A 20,809-nucleotide genomic window follows, 5' to 3' on the forward strand; every position below is an offset into this window, starting at 1 on the left:
CCTCATAGAGAAATAGCCATTAATGGACGGCAGACGCGTCACAAGGAAATTGGAACATGTTAACAGACGCAAATCAGACAACAGCATATCTAGTCAGTGAGCTTGAAGCGCTGGCGTGCCGCCTGCTGGCGATCCAGTTGCACGGGCTGGGGCTACGTCGCAGCGAGGATCTGCTCTACCTCACGACGCAGCACGGTAACGCCACGCCGGATTATTTCCACCCCTGGCTGGCTGAAAGCCTGAGGTATGTCGCCGGCGTCGAGGCCGGCGATCCCGACGAGTTATGGCGGCAATGGCGCGAGCGGTTAACGATTTGGCGCCAGGACGCCGATCTGGCGGCTAGGGCGCAGCTGCTCGATGCCTGCCTGACGAGCCTACCATCATTACTGACCGGCGAGCAGCCGGCTACCAGCGTAATTTTTCCTGGTGGCTCGATGGCTCTGGTGGAAGGGGTATATAAGAACAACAGGATCTCCGATTACTTTAATCAAGTGATGATCGAGGCGGCGTTGGCCTATATCGAAAGCCGTCCTGCGGACGCCGAACCGTTGCGGATTCTCGAGATCGGCGCAGGCACCGGTGGCGCCACGGCAGGGTTACTGGCTGCGCTGGTGCCTTGGCGACGCCATATTGGCGAATACTGCTATACCGATCTGTCCACTGCTTTCCTGCAGCATGGCACCCATAAATTTGGCCGGAACAACCCGTTTTTACAAACTCGGCTGTTTGATGTTTCCCGTCCCTGTGCTGAGCAGGGGATCGCCACAGATCACTATCATCTGGTGATGGCGAGCAATGTGCTGCACGCCACGCCGGAGATCCGCCAGACTTTGCGCAACGCCAAGGCTGCCTTGCGCAAGGGTGGATTGTTGATGCTCAATGAAATCAGCGAAGCCTCATTGTTTACCCACCTGAGCTTCGGTCTGCTCGAAGGCTGGTGGCTCTACCGGGATGGCGCATTGCGCATTCCCGGTTGCCCCGGGCTGTCGCCAGCTGGGTGGCAGGCGGTGCTGGAGCAGGAAGGGTTCAGCCCGGTTCTGTTCCCGGCCAAGAAGGCCCATGGCCTGGGCCAACAGATCATCCTTGCCGAGAGTGACGGTATCGTGCGTCAGCCTATCGCTAAGATGGAGCGACGGGCAGTGCCACAGTCCACCACCAACAAGCGTAACGGCGATTTCGGCCCGGAGCAGGACGAGACAACGTCGGACAGCTGGCGGCGTCGGGTCGGCGAATACCTTCGGGAGCTGGTAGCCTCAACGCTGAAGATCCCGGCAGACAAGATGAACCTGTCTCGTCCGCTGGAAGAATATGGCCTGGACTCGATCCTGGTCGTCAGGCTGACCAATGCTTTTAACGAGCAATTCAAAGCAATCGACAGCGCATTGTTTTTTGAAGTACCGACCCTAGCAGCGCTGACCGAACATTTTATCCAGCACCGAGAAGACGAGCTTAAGACTCTGCTGGGACAACCCAACGTTGAACAGAACAAGAAGGCGGCAGTCGTTGCGCAACCCGTGTCGAAGGCTAATGCCCAACCAACGCTGGATCTTGATTGCACGCCAGACATCGATAACACAGGGACGACGGCCGCCTTTGCTGGGCAGAGCAGTAAAAACAAGATCGCTATTATCGGTCTTGACGGCCGCTATCCCGGCGCGGAGTCGATGACCGCCTTTTGGCGTAACTTGATCGGCGGTCATTGCGCCATTGACGAAATTCCAGCTAACCGCTGGGACTGGCGCCGTTATTTTGATCCGGAGAAGGGGAAGGCCGGCCACATCTATACCCGCTGGGGTGGTTTCCTTAAGGACATCGATCAGTTTGATCCAGCGTTCTTCCGAATCTCTCGCCGCGAAGCCGAGCGGATGGATCCTCAGGAGCGGCTGTTCCTTGAAGTAGCCTACCACAGTATCGAAGACGCGGGCTACAACCCGGCGACTCTGCATCAACAGGGCGAGGTCGGGGTCTTTGTCGGGGTAATGAACGGCAGCTATAACCCAATCAGCAACTATTGGTCGATCGCCAACCGGGTGTCCTACCAACTGGATCTGCAGGGACCGAGTTTTGTGGTCGACAGTGCCTGTTCCTCATCGTTGACGGCGATCCACCTGGCGGTTGAAAGCCTGGCTAACGGCACCTGCGAGATGGCGATTGCAGGCGGCGTCAACCTAGTTGTTAATCCACACCACTACCTCGGCCTGTGCGAGATGATGATGCTGTCGCCAGGCGAACGATGCAGCGCCTTTGGTGGTGATGCCGATGGTTTCGTTGATGGGGAAGGTGTGGGTGCGGTGGTGCTCAAACCGCTAGACAAGGCGATTGCCGATGGTGACCAGATTTACGGGGTGATTCGTGGCAGCGCGATCAACGCCGGCGGCAAGACCAACGGCTATACCGTGCCCAGCGCAGACGCCCAGCAGCGTGTATTGGAAAAAGCGCTGTCGCGCTCCGGTATCAATGCCAGCCAGATCAGTTATATCGAAGCCCATGGCACCGGCACCGCACTGGGAGATCCAATCGAGATCAGCGGCCTGAGTCGAGCTTTCAGTACTAGCACTAGCAACGGTTGCGCCATCGGCTCGGTCAAGAGCAATGTCGGTCATTGTGAAAGCGCCGCTGGCATCGCCGGCTTGAGCAAGGTGCTGCTGCAATTGAAGCACCGCCAGCTGGCGCCGTCGCTGCACGCCGAGCAGCTTAACCCGAAGATTCACTTCGAACACACGCCGTTCCGGGTGCAGCGGCAGCTGGCGCCCTGGCTAGCCAACGGCGCGACACGGATCGCCGCGATCTCCTCCTTTGGAGCTGGAGGCGCCAACGCCTCGCTGATCGTCGAGGAATATATCGGTGCAGCGGATCGACGACCCGCCGCACCCGCTCCCTGGTTGATCCTGCTGTCGGCCCGCGACGAACAGCGCCTGGCCGAATCGGTGTCTCGATTGCAAGCTTACCTCGACAGTGAAGACGGCCACCGGGTTGAGATGGCGGATCTGGCGTTTACCCTGCAAGTGGGGCGAGAGCCGATGGCAGCGCGGCTGGCGCTGATGGTCGATTCCGCTCCGGATCTGCGGTGCCGTCTAGCACGGTGGCTCGCTGGCGAGAATGTCGATGATTCGTTCTACGGTCATGTTGATTCCTTTGACGAGTCGCTCGACTCGCGGTTGTCCGACACCGAGACGCAGATCGAGCATTGGCTGGAGCAAGGCCAGTTGGCCAAATTGGCAGCGTTGTGGGTGCGTGGTAGCGCGATTGAGTGGGATCGGCTCTATCTCGACCGTTCTCATCGGCGGCCCATGCGGATGAGTCTGCCGGCTTATCCCTTTGTCAGAAACCGTTACTGGATGCCCGGATTGGCGCACCCGCCGGCCTCCTGCAACGACCGAGCCGACGCCCTAGCGGCAAAGTCGTTACCATCGCTCCACGTGGATCAGGTCGACAACAATTTGGCCAACTGTTGTTATCTGCCGCACTGGCAGCCGCAAGCCGCGGCCGAGCAAGCCGCGGCACCTGGCCCCGGGGCAATCGTGCTGGTGGCGGCGGAGCAAGGCGGCGCCGCTACCGGGCTGCTGCTAGACGCGCTAGCTGATCATTATCGTGATAGTCGCAGGGTGGTACGGATCGACTGCGGTGCGGGCGCCACCGCCGAGCTGACGGCCGGGCGCTGGCGTTACGGCTACGATGATCCGCAAGGTTTTGCGCGAATACTCGCAGCGGTCGGCGAGGTGGCGCAGGTCATGGTGATCGGCGCGGAAGCCGGAGGCAACGTCGTGCCGCTGATGTTGGCCGATAGCCTGCAATACAACGAATTGCCGCTGCTGAGGTTGTTCAAGGCGCTGCAACAACTGGCCGCCGGCGCCTGGATAGACTGTTTCCTGTTATCGCTCGGCCGTTACGCTTTTGCCGGCAAGTCACGACCGGGCAACCCGCTGGGAGCAGGCATGGCGGGGCTGGGGTATGCGATGGCCCAGAGCGATCACCGGGTGCAGCTGCGCAACTTGGACATCAGCCCCGCCGAGCTAGACACGCCATGCAGCCGGCAACGGCTGCTGGCGCAAATCCTCGCCGAACCGGCCTCGGAGCGGGGAGAACTGGTCAAGCTCAGCCGGGGCGAGCGTTTTGTCCAGCACTTGACGCCATTGGCCCTGCCGACGAATGGCGACAGCGCCTCGGCGCTGAAACACCAAGGGGTCTACCTGATCCTGGGCGGTAGCGGCGTCATCGGCCAGGTGATTAGTCGCCAGTTGATCGAGCATTATCAGGCCAGGGTGATCTGGCTTGGCCGTAAGGCCGCCGACAGCCGCGAGGTGCAGCAAAGCCTTACGATGGACCATTTCCACGGCCGGGTCGAGTATATCCAGGCCGATGCGACGGATCTATCGCAGTTACAGCAGGCCGTGGCACAGATCAACCAGCGCTATGGGCGGATCAATGGTGCCGTGTTTTCCGGCATGGTGTTTGATTTTGAAAACAGCATTCAGCAGACTTCAGAAGCGCAATTTCGGCAAATTATCGAAATCAAGAGCCGCGGCAGTATCAATTTTTATGAGGCGCTTGCCGGGCAGCAACTCGATTTCCTCTGTTATTTCTCTTCCGCCCAGGGCTTTGCATTCTCCGGAGCGGCCAAACTGGCGGCCTACGCCTGCGGCATCACTTTTGCCGACGCCTTCGCCGAGGCGATCCACCCGGTGGCAGCCTTCCCTGTCGGGGTGATTAACTGGGGGTTCTGGCGCGCCTCGCTGCAAGCGCAGGCGATCAGCCGCCATATGGACGCAATCGGCGATGACGAGGGATTCACCTGCTTCAGCCGCTTTGTCGCCAACCTGGCCAGCGGCTCACTGCCTCGGTTACTGTGCATCAAGGCTTCGACCGCGGTGCGCCAGCTGATGGCCGTGCTGCAGGGACGGCAGTATCGGTTGGATCCGCTCGCCGCGCCGATGCAACCTCCGCAAAGCATCGAGCTGGAATCCTCCGAACTAGCTCGCTTGCAGCGGATCTTTGATCCTCGGGTCCTCGATCAGTCGATCGCCGTGTTGCTGTTGATCCAAGTGCAGACGCTGGGGATTTTCAACACGCCCAATCGGCAAAGTGCTGAAGCCTGGCGACAGCAGGCAGGGATTGGCGACAGGTATCGCCGCTGGTGGGAGGAGTGCTTGGCGATCCTTGTGGAGCATGGCTTGCTACACCAGCAGGGCGAGACATTCAGTCTGGCGGCGCACATTGCCGAAGAGCGCCGTGGGGCGATCTGGGCGGCCTGGCGGGAACAGCGCGACCGCTACCTGAAAGATCGTGATCGCCAGGTTCAGGCGACCTTGATCGACGATTGCCTGCAACAGCTGCCACAGATCCTTACCGGTCGTACTCAGGCGACGGATCTGTTGTTCCCTGACGGTTCGATGGCCAAGGTCGAGGGGATTTACAAACATAATACCCTGTCGGATTTCTTCAACAATCAGTTAGCGTTGCTGGTGACCGGTTATGTCCGCCGCCTGGTTGAGATTGCCCCCCGGCGGCCGGTGCGGATCCTTGAGATTGGTGCCGGCACCGGAGGCACCACAGCAAGGGTGCTGGCCGCGCTGGAGCCGCTGGCTGGGCAGATCAGCGAATATTGCTACACCGATATCTCCCGGGCGTTTTTACAGTACGGCGAAAGTTGCTTCGCCGCTGGTCGCCCTTACTTTACCACTCGAATTCTTGATATCAGCCAACCTTTTGACGACAGGAATCCTACCGCTCTCGGCTATGACATAGTCATCGCCACCAATGTGCTGCACGCCACAGCCAATATGCGCCGGACGCTAGCCCACACCAAGGCGATGCTGCGCGGTGGCGGCCTACTGGCGTTGAATGAGCTGAACCACAAGACCACAGCGGCGACTGTGACCTTCGGCTTACTCGATGGTTGGTGGCTGTATGAAGACAAACAACTTCGAATTCCTGGCTCGCCGCTACTGGCCGAGGACAGCTGGACTGAGCTGTTGTGGAGCGAGGGCTTTAGACAGGTCTGCCTGCGAATCAAGCAGGGGATCACCCTAGGCCAGCAGATCATTACTGCCCATAGTGACGGGTTGATTCTACAGACAGCCACGTTGACGCCCCAACCAGAAAACAGGGATTTAATATTAAACTCGCATCGAGTCTGCGGGACCGGACAATCCGAGGATATTGCAGACAGGCTGCAACAATTGATCATCAATTCCTTGGCCCAGACCCTCAAGGCTGATGGGAAGAGCATCGCGTTACGCACACCATTTTCCGATTATGGCGTGGATTCAATCATCGGTGTCGGCTTTGTCAAACAACTGGGCAATCAGTTGGGACTCAAACTCAACAGCGCGATCCTATTTGAACAGGCCACGGTGGCCAAGCTGCGGGATTACCTGCAAAACACTTATGGCGCGCAGATCAAGCGGGCGCTGGCCAAACCGGTTGTCGCGGGCACCGCGGTAGCCGATGACGCTTCGGAGACAGAGCCGCGGGCCATCCCTGTTGCGGCAGCGACGATCAGCCCTGTCATGGCTGCGGCACTAGGGGGAGCCGGTCGGTCGACTGCTAGCGACGCGACCCCGGCGGCGAACGCGGCCGCCAGAGGGCGAATCGCGGTGATCGGCATGTCCGGACAGTTCCCCGGCGCCGATAATACCGATGAGCTGTGGGATAACCTGCTGGCCGGACGCAATAGCGTGGAGGCGTTGCCGGAGAATTATCTTGATCCACGTTTCTACAGTGCCGATAAACAACCAGGCAAGAGTTACTGCAAACAGGCGGGGATACTCAAGGACCGCGACTGCTTCGATCCACTGTTTTTTAACCTCACGCCTCATGAAGCGGAGTCGATGACTCCGCACCAGCGGCTGGTGATGCAGGAAAGCTGGAAGGCGCTCGAAGATGCAGGTTATAACCCGATAACCCTGGCGGGCCTTGCGATCAGTGTCTATATCGGCGCGGAGCCAGGCGGTTATCACCACGACTCCTTTACCGGCAGCTCCGAGGCGATCGTGGCTTCTCGACTGTCTTACTTCCTCGATCTCAAAGGGCCGGCGATGGTAGTCAATACCGGCTGTTCTTCCTCCGGAGTAGCAATCCACCAGGCTTGCGAAAGCCTGCGCCACGGAGAAAGCAATATGGCGCTGGCCGGCGGGGTCTATGCGCTGCTGGATCAGCGGGGATTGATCAGCCTATCGGCGATCGACATGCTCAGCCCCAGTGGCCAATGCCACACCTTCGACGCTACGGCTGACGGCACAGTGATCTCCGAAGGTGTCGGCATGGTGGTGCTGAAACGCTTGGAAGACGCTGAGGCCGACGGTGATCCGATCTACGGCGTCATTGAAGCCTCGGGGGTTAACCAGGACGGGGCCAGTAACGGCATTACCGCGCCCAACGGTGAAGCTCAGGAGCAGTTGATCCGCGATATCTATCATAAGTTCGCCATCGACCCATCGCAGATCAGCTATGTCGAGGCCCATGGTACCGGCACCCGGCTCGGTGATCCGGTCGAGGCCAACGCATTGATCCGCGCGTTCCGTCAGCGCACCGACGCCCAAGGATATTGTGTGTTGGGCAGCGCCAAAGCTAACCTCGGCCACGCAGCCGCGGGCGCCGGGGTGATCGGCCTGATCAAGATCCTGCTGTCGATACGACACCGCAGGCTGCCGGCGATGCCTGGCTTCGAGCGGCTCAACCCGCTGATTGAGCTGGAGGGCTCGCCGTTTTATATCAACCGTCAAGCGATTGACTGGCGGCCGAGTAGCGGCGAACGGCTGCTGTCGGCACTGAACTCTTTTGGCCATAGCGGCACCAACGCCCACTTGGTGATCGGTGAATACCAAGCGGGACAAGCCGTGTGCCAGTGTCCCACGCCGCCTACAGCCAGCCGGATTATTCCACTGTCATCCAAAACCGCCGAAAGCCTGCAGGACAATGCCCGGGCACTGGCGCGTTGGCTGGACAGAAGAGAGTCGCCGGCGGAGGGGCTGTTGGCCAATATTGCCTTTACCTTACAGACCGCCAGGGAGGCTATGCGGGTGCGGGCGGCGGTGGTCGCCACCGATCTTCCGGAACTGCAAGCCCAGCTGGCGCAGCTGGCCAACGGCGATTCGCCAATAATATCGTCGGCTGACGAAACCGGGCGACTGGCTATCGAGTGGATCGGCGGCGCAGAGATCGATTGGACGGCGCTGTGGCCAGCCGGATCGGCAAAGCGTATCCACCTGCCAAGTTACCAGTTTGCTAAAGAGCGTTACTGGGTCGATCAGACTCCGCAGTTGGTCATCGTCGAGCAGGACGCTTTCGAAGAGCCGAACGCAACTGATGAGTCAAAGGGCGACAACCCACCGCAGCCCTCTACTGGACTGTTCCTGGCACGGCCTGTCTGGCAGGAGACTCTGGGCGGAGCCGCTGATGATGATGCCGGCCAGCGCTTGCTGTTGTTGGTCGGGTTCAACAGCGAGCAGGTGGCGCAATTGCAACTCCTATCAACCTCCGCGGGGGGCAGTTTCAACTGTGAAATCCTGGCTTCCAGCAAGATCACCCCGGCGGCGCGTTATCAGGAACTGGCGATTGCGCTGTTACTGCGGCTGCAAAAGCTCAGTGGCCGGGTGCAGATTGAACTGGTGATTGCCGAGCAGAAACCGGATGATTTTCTTTATGCCGGTCTTAACGGCCTGCTGAAAACGGCTTGCCTGGAGCAGCCAACCCTCAGCGCCCGTTGCCTGTTGATCAAGGTCGAGGCCGGCAGGCCATTGCCAACGTTGCAGCTCAGCCAGCTAACGGCGATGCTCTCCGAGACGTATCACAGCGGCAGCTCGGTATTGCAAAGAAGCCTCTCTGAAGGTGGCCGCCAGGAGCTGCAATGGCAGGAGCTGGCTGATGATGTCGCAGGAATGGGCAGTATCGGCGCGACAGTAGGTTGGAAAGATCAGGGCGTTTACCTGATCACCGGCGGCGCCGGTGGTCTGGGACTGATCTTCGCTAAGGCGATTGCTGAACAGTGTCGCAACGCCACTTTGATTTTGATCGGCCGCTCGGCCCTCGACAACTGCCAGGAGGCGCATCTGCAGGAGGTGCGCGACGCCGGCACCGAGGTCAGTTACCACCAAGTCGATCTAACCGACACCGAAGCTCTTGAACAGTTGGTCGATGAAATCTGCACCAAGTATGGCGGCCTCAACGGCGTACTGCATAGCGCGGGGATCAATAGGGATCGGCTGCTCGCCCGGAAAACCCCTCAGGACATTATTGAGGTGTTTGCCGCCAAGGTGATCGGCGTCGAACTGCTGGATCGGGCTTGCCGTCGGCTCTATCTGGATTTTTTTGTACTGTTTTCATCCTGCTCGGCCGTGCTTGGCAGCGTGGGCCAGGCTGACTACGCCGCAGCTAATGCGTTCATGGATCACTTTGCCGGACTACGCAACAGGCGGGTCGAGCAGGGGCAGCGATTTGGTCATACGATGTCGATCAATTACCCGCTGTGGCGGGACGGCGGCATGCAGATCAGCGCCGCCGACCGGGCGAAAATCCGCCATAAGACCGGGATGACGCCGATGCAGTCGGTCCATGGCGTCAAGGCCTTACAACTGGGACTGAACGCCGGCCTGGAACGGTTATTGGTGATCGAGGGCGATCTGGCGCAGATCCATAGTCATATTCCAGGCGCTGAAGTGCTGGCCACTGCTGGCGGTGGTGCTGAAGACCCGATGACATTAGCCAATGTCGGGGTGGATCGCGAGCGGCTGGCTGCCGCCACTCTTGAACGGCTCAAGGCGGTGTTTTGTGAAGTCACCAAGTTACCGTCCGGGCATGTCAAATCCGATGCGCCGTTGGAACAGTACGGCATCGACTCGATCATGATTACCCGGCTCAACAAGGCGCTGGAAGATGCCTTCTCCCTGATGACAGCGCTGCAGCCGGCGGAGCGCCAACTGTCGAAAACGCTGTTTTTTGAATACCACAGCCTTAACGAGCTGACCGGCTACCTGGTGGAGCGCCATCATCGTGCCTGTTTGTTGTGGAGCGGCTTGGCCGAAGCGGAAAACCGCGGGCGAGTACAGACTCAAGCTCTGAGTAGAGGCGCGGCGGTTGTCGCCAACCTGGAAACGATAGCCGCTGAGCCGGTGGCGACTCCCCCGGTTGAGCCTATAGCGGTGATCGGGATCAGTGGCCGTTATCCCCAAGCTGCCAACCTCGATGAATACTGGCGCAACCTCAAAGAGGGGCGCGACAGCATCATCGAGATTCCAGCGGACCGCTGGTCGCTGCAGGACTTTTATGTCGATTCGGTGCAGGAGGCGCTGAAACAAGGCCGCAGCTATAGCAAGTGGGGCGGCTTTATCGACGGTTTTGCCGATTTTGATCCGCTGTTTTTCAATATCTCCCCCCGTGAGGCGGTCAACATGGACCCCCAGGAACGGCTGTTTTTGCAGTCCTGTTGGCAGGCACTGGAAGACGCTGGGATCACCAAGGCGGATCTGGCCGAACAATACCAAGGCAATGTCGGGGTCTTCGCTGGGATCACCAAAACGGGATACGGCCTCTACGGACTGGCGTTGCGTGAGCAAGGCCATATGATATTTCCCCGCACCTCGTTCGGCTCAATCGCCAACCGGGTCTCCTATGTATTGGATCTGAACGGACCGAGCGAACCGGTGGACACCATGTGTTCGTCGTCTCTGGCCGCGCTGCACCGGGCCTGCGAAAGCTTGCGTCGCGGCGAGTGTCGAATGGCATTCGCCGGTGGCGTTAACCTCTATCTGCATCCCTCCAACTATGTTGAGCTGTGCGCCGGCCAAATGCTGTCGAAAGACGGTCGCTGTCGCAGCTTTGGTGAAGGCGGTAACGGCTTTGTACCCGGTGAGGGTGTCGGAGCCCTGTTGCTGAAGCCCTTGTCGCAGGCGTTGGCGGACAGAGATAACATCCACGCGGTAATCCGCGCCTCTGCGGTCAACCACAGTGGTAAAACCAACGGCTACACCGTACCCAATCCCCAGGCTCAGGCCAGGGTGATCCGCCTGGCGATCGAGCAGGCTGGGCTGGACGCAAGCCAGATCAGTTATATCGAGGCCCACGGCACCGGCACCGAGTTAGGTGATCCAATTGAGGTAAGCGGACTGAGCCAGGCCTTTGCGATTGATGGCATCGATCCTGGCCGCTGCGCGCTGGGCTCAGTGAAATCGAATATTGGCCATTTAGAAGGGGCGGCCGGCATCGCCGGCGTCAGCAAGGTGATTCTGCAGCTCAAACACAAGCAGATCGCGCCGACCCTGAATGCCGCCAAGCTCAACCCCAACCTGATGCTGGAAGCCACGCCGTTTTACCTGCAACAGGCGTTGGGCGACTGGCGGCCGGCAGACGAGGGACCGCGCATCGCCGGAGTCTCTTCCTTTGGCGCCGGCGGCGCCAATGCCCATGTGTTGCTGCAGGAGCACGAGGAATACCGCGAGCCACCAAACAGTAATAGCGCCGAGGTGATCCTGTTGTCGGCCCGAGACGGCGAGCGGTTGCACGACTATGCCGAGGCGCTGCTGGCTTATGTTGAAGCCCGGCCGCATATGTCGGGCGGAGACTTGGTCAACCTTGCGTACACTCTGCAAACCGGCCGAGAGATGATGGCGACGCGGCTTGGCTTGGTGGCCGAGTCGCCCGCCGCTCTGGCAACGAGGTTGCGAGAGTTTATCGACAGCGGCGGCCAGGCCAGTGACGGCATCTACCTGGGCGACGTCAAGCGTAGACGGTTGGCCGCCCAAGCCGATGAGAATCTGGCGCCGGTGATCCGCAGCTGGGTCGACAGGGGCAAGCTCCACAAACTGCTGGAATTGTGGGTCGATGGCGAGGCCATTGACTGGTCACTGCTGCACACCGAACGTCCTGGCCCGCGGCCATACCGGATCAGCCTGCCAGTATACCCCTTCGCCCGCGAGACCTTCTGGTTGCCGCTTGGCATAGGGGGAGCCGCCAGAGACAACTGCGAAGCCGCCGTAGTAGCAAAGATCCCGGCCCAGTCAGCAAGCGCCATGGAGGCAGCTGTCGCCGCGCCGGTGGCTTCAACCGCCTGTGATCGACTGAGCTATCTGGCACGCTGGCAGGCCGATGGGCAAGGCGGTGAGCCACTGATCGGCGAGCACCGTTGCGTATTGATCGTCGCCGGCCCCTCGGCTGCGGTAGCTGCTGAAGCGATCGCTAGTCAGTACCTCGTCAGCGCAGGTTTTATCGCCGACGGCGGTCGGGTGCTCCGCCTGGAGCCGGGGCAGCGGAACCGTTCCCTAGCGACGGATCACTGGTCGTTGGATGTTGCCGATCCGCAAGCGCTGGATTTCTGTCTCGGCGGCTATCCAGCGATCGATTGTCTCTATTTTATCGGCGGCAAAGGTGAGCCAACTAACTGGCAAGCGCTGCTCGACAGCCCGCAATATAACGAGATTCTGCTACTCAGGTTGATCAAGTGGCTCAAACAACATGGCCATCGCCAGGCGATTGACAGCTACATCATCAGCCAGAACAACTTCGACATTGCCGGTGGGCCAGTGAGCGCCTTTGGTGGCGGCCTGACCGGTATGGCTTATGCGATTGCTCAGGGCGAACACAGGTTCCGGGTGCGTAATATCGATGTCGAAAGCCATGAGCTGGCCGACAGCCGGCGCCTGCCGCAATTGGTGCGCCAGTTGCTGAGCGAACGCGGGCTGGCGCGTGGCGAGGCGCTGTGTCTGCGCGGCGGCGAGCGCTATCGCCGCCGTATCTTCAGCCTGACCTGGCAGCCTCAGCAGCCGGTGTTGGCTGAGAGAGATTTTGTCACCCCGGCGCTGAAGCGCAATGGCGTTTACGTGATCCTCGGTGGCAGCGGTACCGTTGGCGGGATCATCAGCCGTTACCTGCTGGCTGATTACCAGGCAAGGGTGATTTGGCTGGGCCGCAGCCGGCCGGATGATCCCAAGGTACGGGGAAGACTGGATCGCTGTCTGCGCAGTGTCGACGGTGCGGTCGACCCGGCGCAGTTGGATTACCTCCAGGCCGATGCCAACGATCTGGCATCGCTGCAGCGCGCTGTGGCGCAGATAAAGCAGCGCTACAGCGCGATCAACGGAGCGATTTTCTCCGGCGTGGTGTTTAATTATGAAGATCCCATCACCCAGATGCCCGAGCCACAGTTCTGCGAGATCCTTGAGGTAAAAAGCCGCGGAGGCATCGAGTTCTACCGCGCCTTCGCCAACGAGCCGCTGGATTTCATGTGTTATTTCTCGTCAGGGCAAAGCTTTGCCTTCTCCGGCGCGGCCAAGTTGGCCGCTTACGCCGCCGGGATCACCTTCTCCGACAGCTTGGTGCACAGCCTGCGGCGCCATGCTGCTTTCCCGGTAGGCACAATCAACTGGGGGTTCTGGCTCTCGTCGCTGACGGAGCAACAAGCGGCAGACCCATCGGCGCAACCGATGAGCCGCCATGCCGGTGCATTGGAGGATCGCGAGGGCTTTGAATGTTTCGCCCGCTTTGTCGAGGCGCTGAGCAGGGGCCAACTTGATCAGGTAATTTGCATGGCCGCTTCGGTGCTGGTACAGCAATTGATGCAGCTGCAAGCAGAGCAAGTTGTGCTTGGAGAGGAAGGCGTCCGTAGGCCTGTCGATGGCTTTGAGCGCCACCGCGTCGCCGCCGCGCCGCTACTGGCGGCCCATGACCCAACGCCTTTCGACGAGGCGATGGCCGGAATGACGTTAGTCCAACTGTGCCGCATGGGGCTGTTCAGGCAGCCAGGATGCTTCAAGGACAGCGAAGTCCTGCGCCGAGAGGCAGGGATTGGTGACAACTATGGTCGCTGGTGGTCGACCTGTATCGATCTGCTGCAACAGCATGGCCTGGTACAGCGCCGTGGCGCGCAGATCTGCGCCGATGACAAGGCGTCCCCTCAGCGACAACAGCAGCTGGCCGAACGCTGGCGCCAGCTCAGCGGCGAGTTAATGGCCGCCCCCCAGCGCAAGGCCCAGGTTGAACTGGTTGACGCCTGCTTGCAACAGCTTCCGGCGATACTCAGTGGTCGGATGCAAGCGACAGATGTCATTTTCCCCAAATCATCGATGGAGAAAGTCGAAGGGGTCTATCGCAACAACGCGTTGTCCGACTACTTCAACCAGGTAGTCGCGGGCGTAGTGCAGCTGCACATCGAAAAGCTACTGGCCAACGACCCCCAACGCCGGATCCGGATCCTCGAGATCGGCGCTGGCACCGGCGGCACCACTTCAATCGTGCTGCCGGCGCTGCAGCCCTGGCGCGAACATATCGCCGAATACTGTTATACCGATATATCCAAGGCGTTTCTAATGTACGCTAGGAAAACCTATGGTTCGACCAACCCTTTCCTCACTTACCAGTTGTGGAATATCGAGCATCCGCCGGAAAGTCAGGGGCTGGCGCTGGGCAGCTACGATATAGTGATCGCTGCCAACGTGCTGCACGCCACTGGCAAAATTCGTCGCACCATGAGTCACGTCAAAGCGGTGTTGCGTCGCGGCGGTATCCTGGTGATGAACGAGATCAGCGACAGGTCGCTGTTCTCCCACCTCACCTTCGGTCTGCTCAAGGGCTGGTGGTTGTATGAAGATCCCGAGTTGCGAATCCCCGGTACGCCGGCGCTCTATCCAAAAAGCTGGGCCAGATTGCTGGGCGAGACCGGGTTTCGCAATGCCGCCTTTCCGGTGGAGTGCGCCCACTGCCTCGGCCAGCAGATCATCGTCGCGGAAAACGATGGCCAGGAGCGTCTGGCGCCGGTAGATAGCCAAGAGCAGGGAAACAGCAACCCTGAACCTCAGTTTAGCCGTGGCCAAGAGCGCGGTGCCGGCGTTGCCGGAAGCGGCAACAGCCGCGATGTGCTAATTGTGGTGGCGCTCAATGGCCTAGCCAAAACGCTGCAACTGGAGCCAGAGCGAATCGTGGTGGATCAACCCTTTGCCGATTACGGTATCGACTCGATCCTCGGAGTGAGCTTTGTCGACCATCTCGGCGAGGCACTGGGTACAGAGCTTAACACCGCATTGCTGTTCGACTATCCGACCCTGGATAGCCTGGTTGACTACTTGCTTAGCCAGTATCCGGCGGAAAGCGCCCGACTGGGCGGCGGGCGTGGAGACCGCCTTGAGTTTACGGATGGCCCCGAGCTGGTGGAGCGTCTTGATTCTGCTGTCAAAGCCCGGGCTGGTGGCGCTCACCCAAAAGCGGCCACCGTGCTAGTGGTGGAGGGGCTTGCCAGGGCATTGCAGCTCAACCCTGCGCAGATCGACAGCGAGCAGCCATTTTTCGATTACGGCCTTGACTCAATCCTCGGGGCGAGCTTTGTCAACTACCTTGGTGAGGCGCTGGGCGTCGAGCTGAGCACCGCGATACTGTTTGAATATCCAACCGTGGCGACATTATCGGCGTATATCGTCGAAAATTACCACAGAGAGATGACAGCCTCGCTGAGCAGCCTTAATAAGGCCGGATCGGCAGGGAATAATAATGCGCCCGAGCAATACCCTCAAGTTGAATTGCAACATCAGTCCGCTAATCAACTTGAAGACCTATTTCTATCCGGTGAATTGTCAATTGATTCATTGCTGAAATTAGTCAGCAATGGCGCCATAGAACATAGCGCTGCTGGAAATTGCTGTACGGTGCAGGTAACTGCCGGAACACGACAATCATGAGCAGCCAAGAATTTCAATCCATTATCGCCAGGCTTCAAAATCGCCAGATCACCGTGGCCGAGGCCAAACAGCGGCTGCAACAACTAAAAGCCGCCACCGCCAAGGCTACGCCAGGTATAGAGCAGACCGGAACAGGCGGTAAAACCCTGTCCGGCGCCGGGCGGGCGCAGGAAAACGTTGAGATCGCAGTGATCGGCATGGCGGGACAGTTTCCCGCAGCTGACAACGTCGACCGCTTCTGGCGCAACCTTAGCACTGGTGTCGACGGCGTCGTCGAATTGGGCGAACGTTATCTGGCCCCGCAGCGCAGCTATTCTCCGGAGCGCCAGCCCGGCAAGACCTACTGCAAATGGGGCGGGATCCTCGAACAGCGGGATGATTTTGATCCGCTGTTTTTCAATATCTCGCCCCGCGACGCTGAATCCATGAATCCGCATCAGAGGCTGATCCTCCAGGAGAGCTGGAAGGCGTTGGAAGATGCCGGCTACAACCCAAAAAGCTTCCAGGGTCAGTCGGTAGGAATCTTTGTCGGCGCTGAACCGACTGGCTATTTCCATGAAACCTTTATCGGCGCCTCCGATGCGATTATCGCCTCACGGCTGTCTTATTTTCTCGACTTTAAGGGGCCGGCGCTGGTAGTTAATACCGGCTGCTCGTCATCGGCTTCGGCAATTCACTTGGCCTGTGAGAGCCTACGCAACCGCGAGGCGAATCTGACGCTGGCCGGCGGTGTGTTCGCCACCCTCAGCGAGCAAAGCCTGATCAGCCTGTCACAGATGGATATGCTGTCGCCCACCGGGCGCTGCCATACCTTCGACAGCCGCAGCGACGGCATCGTATTGTCGGAAGCGGTCGGTATGGTGACCCTCAAACGATTACCGGAAGCGATTGCTGACGGCGATCCGATCTACGGGGTGATCTGCGCTTCAGGCATAAACCAGGACGGCGCCAGCAACGGCATTACCGCGCCGAGCGGCCAGGCCCAGGAGCGGCTGATCAGCGAACTGTATCGGCGCTTTGACATCAACCCGAGGCAGATCAGCTATGTCGAAGCCCATGGCACCGGCACGCCGCTCGGCGATCCGGTCGAGGTCAACGCACTGGCCCGGGCCTTCCGCCAGTTTACCCCCGATACCGGCTATTGTGCGCTAGGTAGCGCCAAGGCCCATATCGGCCACACCTCTGCGGCCGCCGGTGTAGTCAGCTTAATTAAGATTCTGTTGTCGATGAAATACCGTCAGCTGCCGGGTTTACTGAACTTCGAACAACTGAACCCACAGATAGAGCTGGCAGATTCAGCGTTTTATATCAATCGCGAGCTGAGCGACTGGCTCGTCGATGGGAGCGGCCTGCAGATGGCGGCGCTCAATTCCTTTGGCCACAGCGGCACCAATGTGCACATAGTGATTCGTGAGGCGATCGAAGTCGCCACCGCAACACCCAGCGAGGAGTCCCGGCCGCTGCTACTGCCACTGTCGGCGCGCACCGCCGATAGCCTCAAACAATATGCCCGCTTGGTGAGCGAAGCGCTGGTCGATCCGGCGGTCCGGCTAGCGGATCTCGCTTATACCCTGCAAACGGGCCGGTTAGCGCAGGATCACCGGTTGATTTTCCTATGCACCGACAAAGCTCAGCTGGCGCAGCAGTTGGACGACTGGCTAGACGGCCGTTCGCCTCGGCACTGCTGGTACTGTCGGATCGACACAGGCGAACATCCAACCATCGAGCCGCCATCTACAGGCAATCACGCTGGCCTGCAACCCCTGGCCGAGGCTTGGGTGGCCGGTGGTAAGATCGATTGGATAGAGTTCAACCGTCGTCATTATGACGACGCCCGGCGTATCCACGCCCCAGTTTATCCTTTTGCCCGGCAGAACTTCTGGATACCGCCTGCGCGTCGGGGTACTGTGGGGGGCAATGCAGGCGCGGCTCTGGGTTTTACCCCCAACTGCCTGCATCCCTTTCTAGCGCGAAATACTTCGGATCTGCTAAGCCAGCGCTTTACCACAGTGTTTGATGGCGAGGAGTTTTTCCTCAAGCAGCATGTGGTGGGCGGACGGCGGATCTTCCCCGGGGTCGGCCACTTGGAAATGGCCAGAGCCGCGGTAGCGATGGCCGCCAACGGTCTGGCGGCGTCAGAGCGGCAGCCGGTATTCAGCAATGTAGTCTGGCTGCGGCCGTTGATCATCGACGGCCAAAAACGGCAGATCGACGTTGAGTTGACGCTGGAAGAAGACGATCAGATCCGCTTCGAGATCTCCAGCCGCAACTATGATCCGCTCTCCGGTCTGGTCGCCGGTGAGCCGGTGCTACACAGCCAGGGCTTGGCGAGTTTTGCTGAACAGTCGCCGCAATGCAACGTTGATCTGGCGGCTCTCAAGGCTAGGATTAATGGCGGTCAGTTGAGTGCCGAGCAATGTTACCAAGCCTACCGGGAAATGACTTTTGAGCACGGCCCGGCCTACCAGGGCCTGCAATCGGTCGCCTTGGGACGGGGAGAGGTGTTGGCGGAGCTTGCCTTGCCATCCTGCCAACACGACAGCTTCAACGACTACCTGCTGCATCCATCACTGATGGACTCGGCGCTGCAGGCGGCTATTGCCCTGAGTATCGGCGCCGACGTGGTACTTCCCGAAGGCGACAGGGAAAATCTGCCGCCGGTGATGCGACCGACGCTGCCCTTTGCTCTTGAAGGCCTGCAGGTGTTGGATCGCTGCAGCGAGCGGATGTGGGCCAGGGTGGCCTATGCCAAACGGCGCGACGATCAGCAGGCCGATAACGGCCTGCAACGACTGGATATCGAACTATTTGATCAGCAGGGCAAGCTCTGCGTGTTGATGCAAGGTTTTACCTCTCGGGTGCTCGGCGACCACAGCGACCCGGCCACGACTGACAAGCTGCTGATGGAAACCCTGCTGTTCCAGCCGCAATGGACTGACGAGGCGGTCTGTCACAGTGAGGCGGCCGGCTTTAGCCAGCGCCTAATCCTACTGAGCGGCTTTGACGAGCAGGTCGTCGCCGGCGTGCAGCGCCAGTTGACCGGACAGAACGCCGGTTGCCGCTGCGATTTACTGGCCGTGCCGGAGCAGGATCCAGCCGATGATTATCAACAGGCGGCACTGGTGCTGCTGCAGCGAATTCGGCTATTACTCAGTCAGAGTGTCGACGGACGGCGATTAATCCAGCTCGCGGTCTACAACCCAGAAGGCGGGCGGATGATCGGCGGCCTGGCAGCAATGCTGCGCAGCTTGCAGCTCGAAGCACCGGACTTTACCGGCCAGCTGATCGAGTTGGACGAGCAACGGTCGCTGGTGCAACGTCTGGAGGAAAATACCGCCGCCGGCGACGTCGAGATCCGTTACCAGACGGGACACCGCCAAGTGCAACGCTGGCTCCCCTGTCCGCCGGTTGATCTAGCGATCGACGCGCCGTGGAAGGATCGCGGAGTCTACCTGATTACCGGCGGCCTAGGCGGCCTCGGACGGATCTTCGCTCGTGCGATCGCTGCCAGTGTCAACGAGGCCACATTGATTCTAACAGGCCGTTCGGCGGTGGACCCGCAGTTGCTGGCTGGGGTCGACGCTGGCCGGACCAAGATTGAATACCGTCAACTGGATGTCAGCGACCGTGCTGCGGTGCAGCAATTGATCGAGTGGATTCTTGTCGAATATCGCTGCCTCAATGGCGTGTTACATAGCGCCGGGGTGATCCGAGATAGCCTGCTGATCAACAAACAGGATGACGAACTAAAACAGGTGATGGAGGCCAAGGTGGCCGGTGTCCGCAATCTGGATCTGGCCACTGCCGAGCTGCCCTTAGACTTCTTGATCTTCTTTTCGTCCGGTACCGGCGTGGTCGGCAATGCTGGCCAGGCCGACTATGCCGCAGCGAACGCCTTTGTCGACCGCTACGCTGCCTACCGCAGCCGGCTGGCAGCGCAGGGACGGCGAAGCGGCCACAGCCTAGCGATCAATTGGCCGCTGTGGAAAGAGGGCGGCATGAAGGTGGATGAGACGACCGCACAGCAGATGGCGGAAAGCACCGGCATGGTGGAGATGCCCACCAATGCCGGGATTCATGCGCTGCGCCAATGCATCGCGTTGGCGAGGCCGCAGCTGTTGGTGATGCATGGTCTGCGTGAGCAGATCACCGCCCTGGTGACCGGCCGCAGCGACGCCGATGTCGCGGCGGCGGACTACAGTGAGCGGCAACGCCAAGCCGTAGCGCCGCCGCCATCCAGCGCCGGGGCGCCATTGGCGGAGGAACTGTGCCGCGCGCTGATCGACTTGGTGTCCCAGCAGATGAAAATCCCCACCACAGAGATCCATCTTGATGCCGAGTTCAGCCAATACGGCTTCGACTCAATCAGCCTGACTGCGCTGGCAACCACTTTGAAACAACAATGGCGGCTTAACCTGGCGCCGACGATCTTTTTTGAACATGCCACTATTGGCCGTTTCGCCGCTTACCTTGAGCGCGAGCACAGTAGCGTGCTCGCGGCCAAGCTGTCGCCGCAGCAAACGGCGCCGCAACAGCAGATTAAACAGTCGCCACTGGCACTGCATCAACATGACACTCGGGCGCCGCGATTACTGGTCGGGCGGCGCCGACTGAAGGCAACCCTATCTTCCGTTGATACAATATCCTCTTCTGTTCCGAGCAGATCTGCAGACGATGAAGATATCGCGGTGATCGGCGTCAGCGGCCGCTTCCCCATGGCCGATGATGTCGAGCAGTTTTTCCGCAACCTCAAGGAAGGCCGGGACTGTATTAGCGAGATACCCGCCAACCGCTGGGACTGGCGCGAATATTACGGCGATCCGCACCGGCAAGTCGACAAAACAAATGTCAAATGGGGTGGTTTTATCAACGGCGTCGATCACTTTGATCCGTTGTTCTTCGCCATCTCGCCGCGGGAAGCCCAGTTGATGGATCCCCAACAACGCCTACTGATGACTTATGTCTGGCTGGCGATCGAAGACGCCGGCTACGCCACCATTGATCTGGCGGGTAGTGATACAGGGATTTTCGTCGGCACCGGAGTGACCGGCTACAGCAGCCTGATCGCCAAAACCGGCGTGCCGATCGAGGGTTACAGCGCCACGGCGATGGTGCCCTCGGTCGGTCCCAATCGGATGAGCTTTCTACTC

2 protein-coding genes (1 of these 2 only partly in view) are annotated in these 20,809 nt (G+C 59.8%); both read left to right on the forward strand.

Features of this window, described 5'->3' with window-relative positions; all coding sequences use genetic code 11:
- The first annotated feature begins 56 nt into the window (after positions 1-56).
- Positions 57-15,659, forward strand: a complete 15,603-nt coding sequence (locus tag ACGI6K_RS22795) for an SDR family NAD(P)-dependent oxidoreductase (protein WP_376948891.1) — start codon at positions 57-59, stop codon at positions 15,657-15,659.
- Positions 15,656-20,809 carry the start of an SDR family NAD(P)-dependent oxidoreductase gene (locus ACGI6K_RS22800; protein ID WP_376948893.1) on the forward strand. It continues 7,218 nt past the right edge of the window, so only the first 5,154 of its 12,372 coding nucleotides appear in the window; its start codon is at positions 15,656-15,658; the stop codon falls past the right edge of the window. The genes ACGI6K_RS22795 and ACGI6K_RS22800 overlap by 4 nt, the downstream gene beginning before the upstream one ends.

The sequence above is a fragment of the Azorhizophilus paspali genome (genome assembly GCF_043587585.2).
Classification (GTDB): domain Bacteria; phylum Pseudomonadota; class Gammaproteobacteria; order Pseudomonadales; family Pseudomonadaceae; genus Azotobacter; species Azotobacter paspali.

What these genes read in the sequence shown, in the direction of transcription:
- ACGI6K_RS22795 (WP_376948891.1), top strand. Translation starts at nt 57, where the DNA reads ATGTTAACAGACGCAAATCAGACAACAGCATATCTAGTCAGTGAGCTT.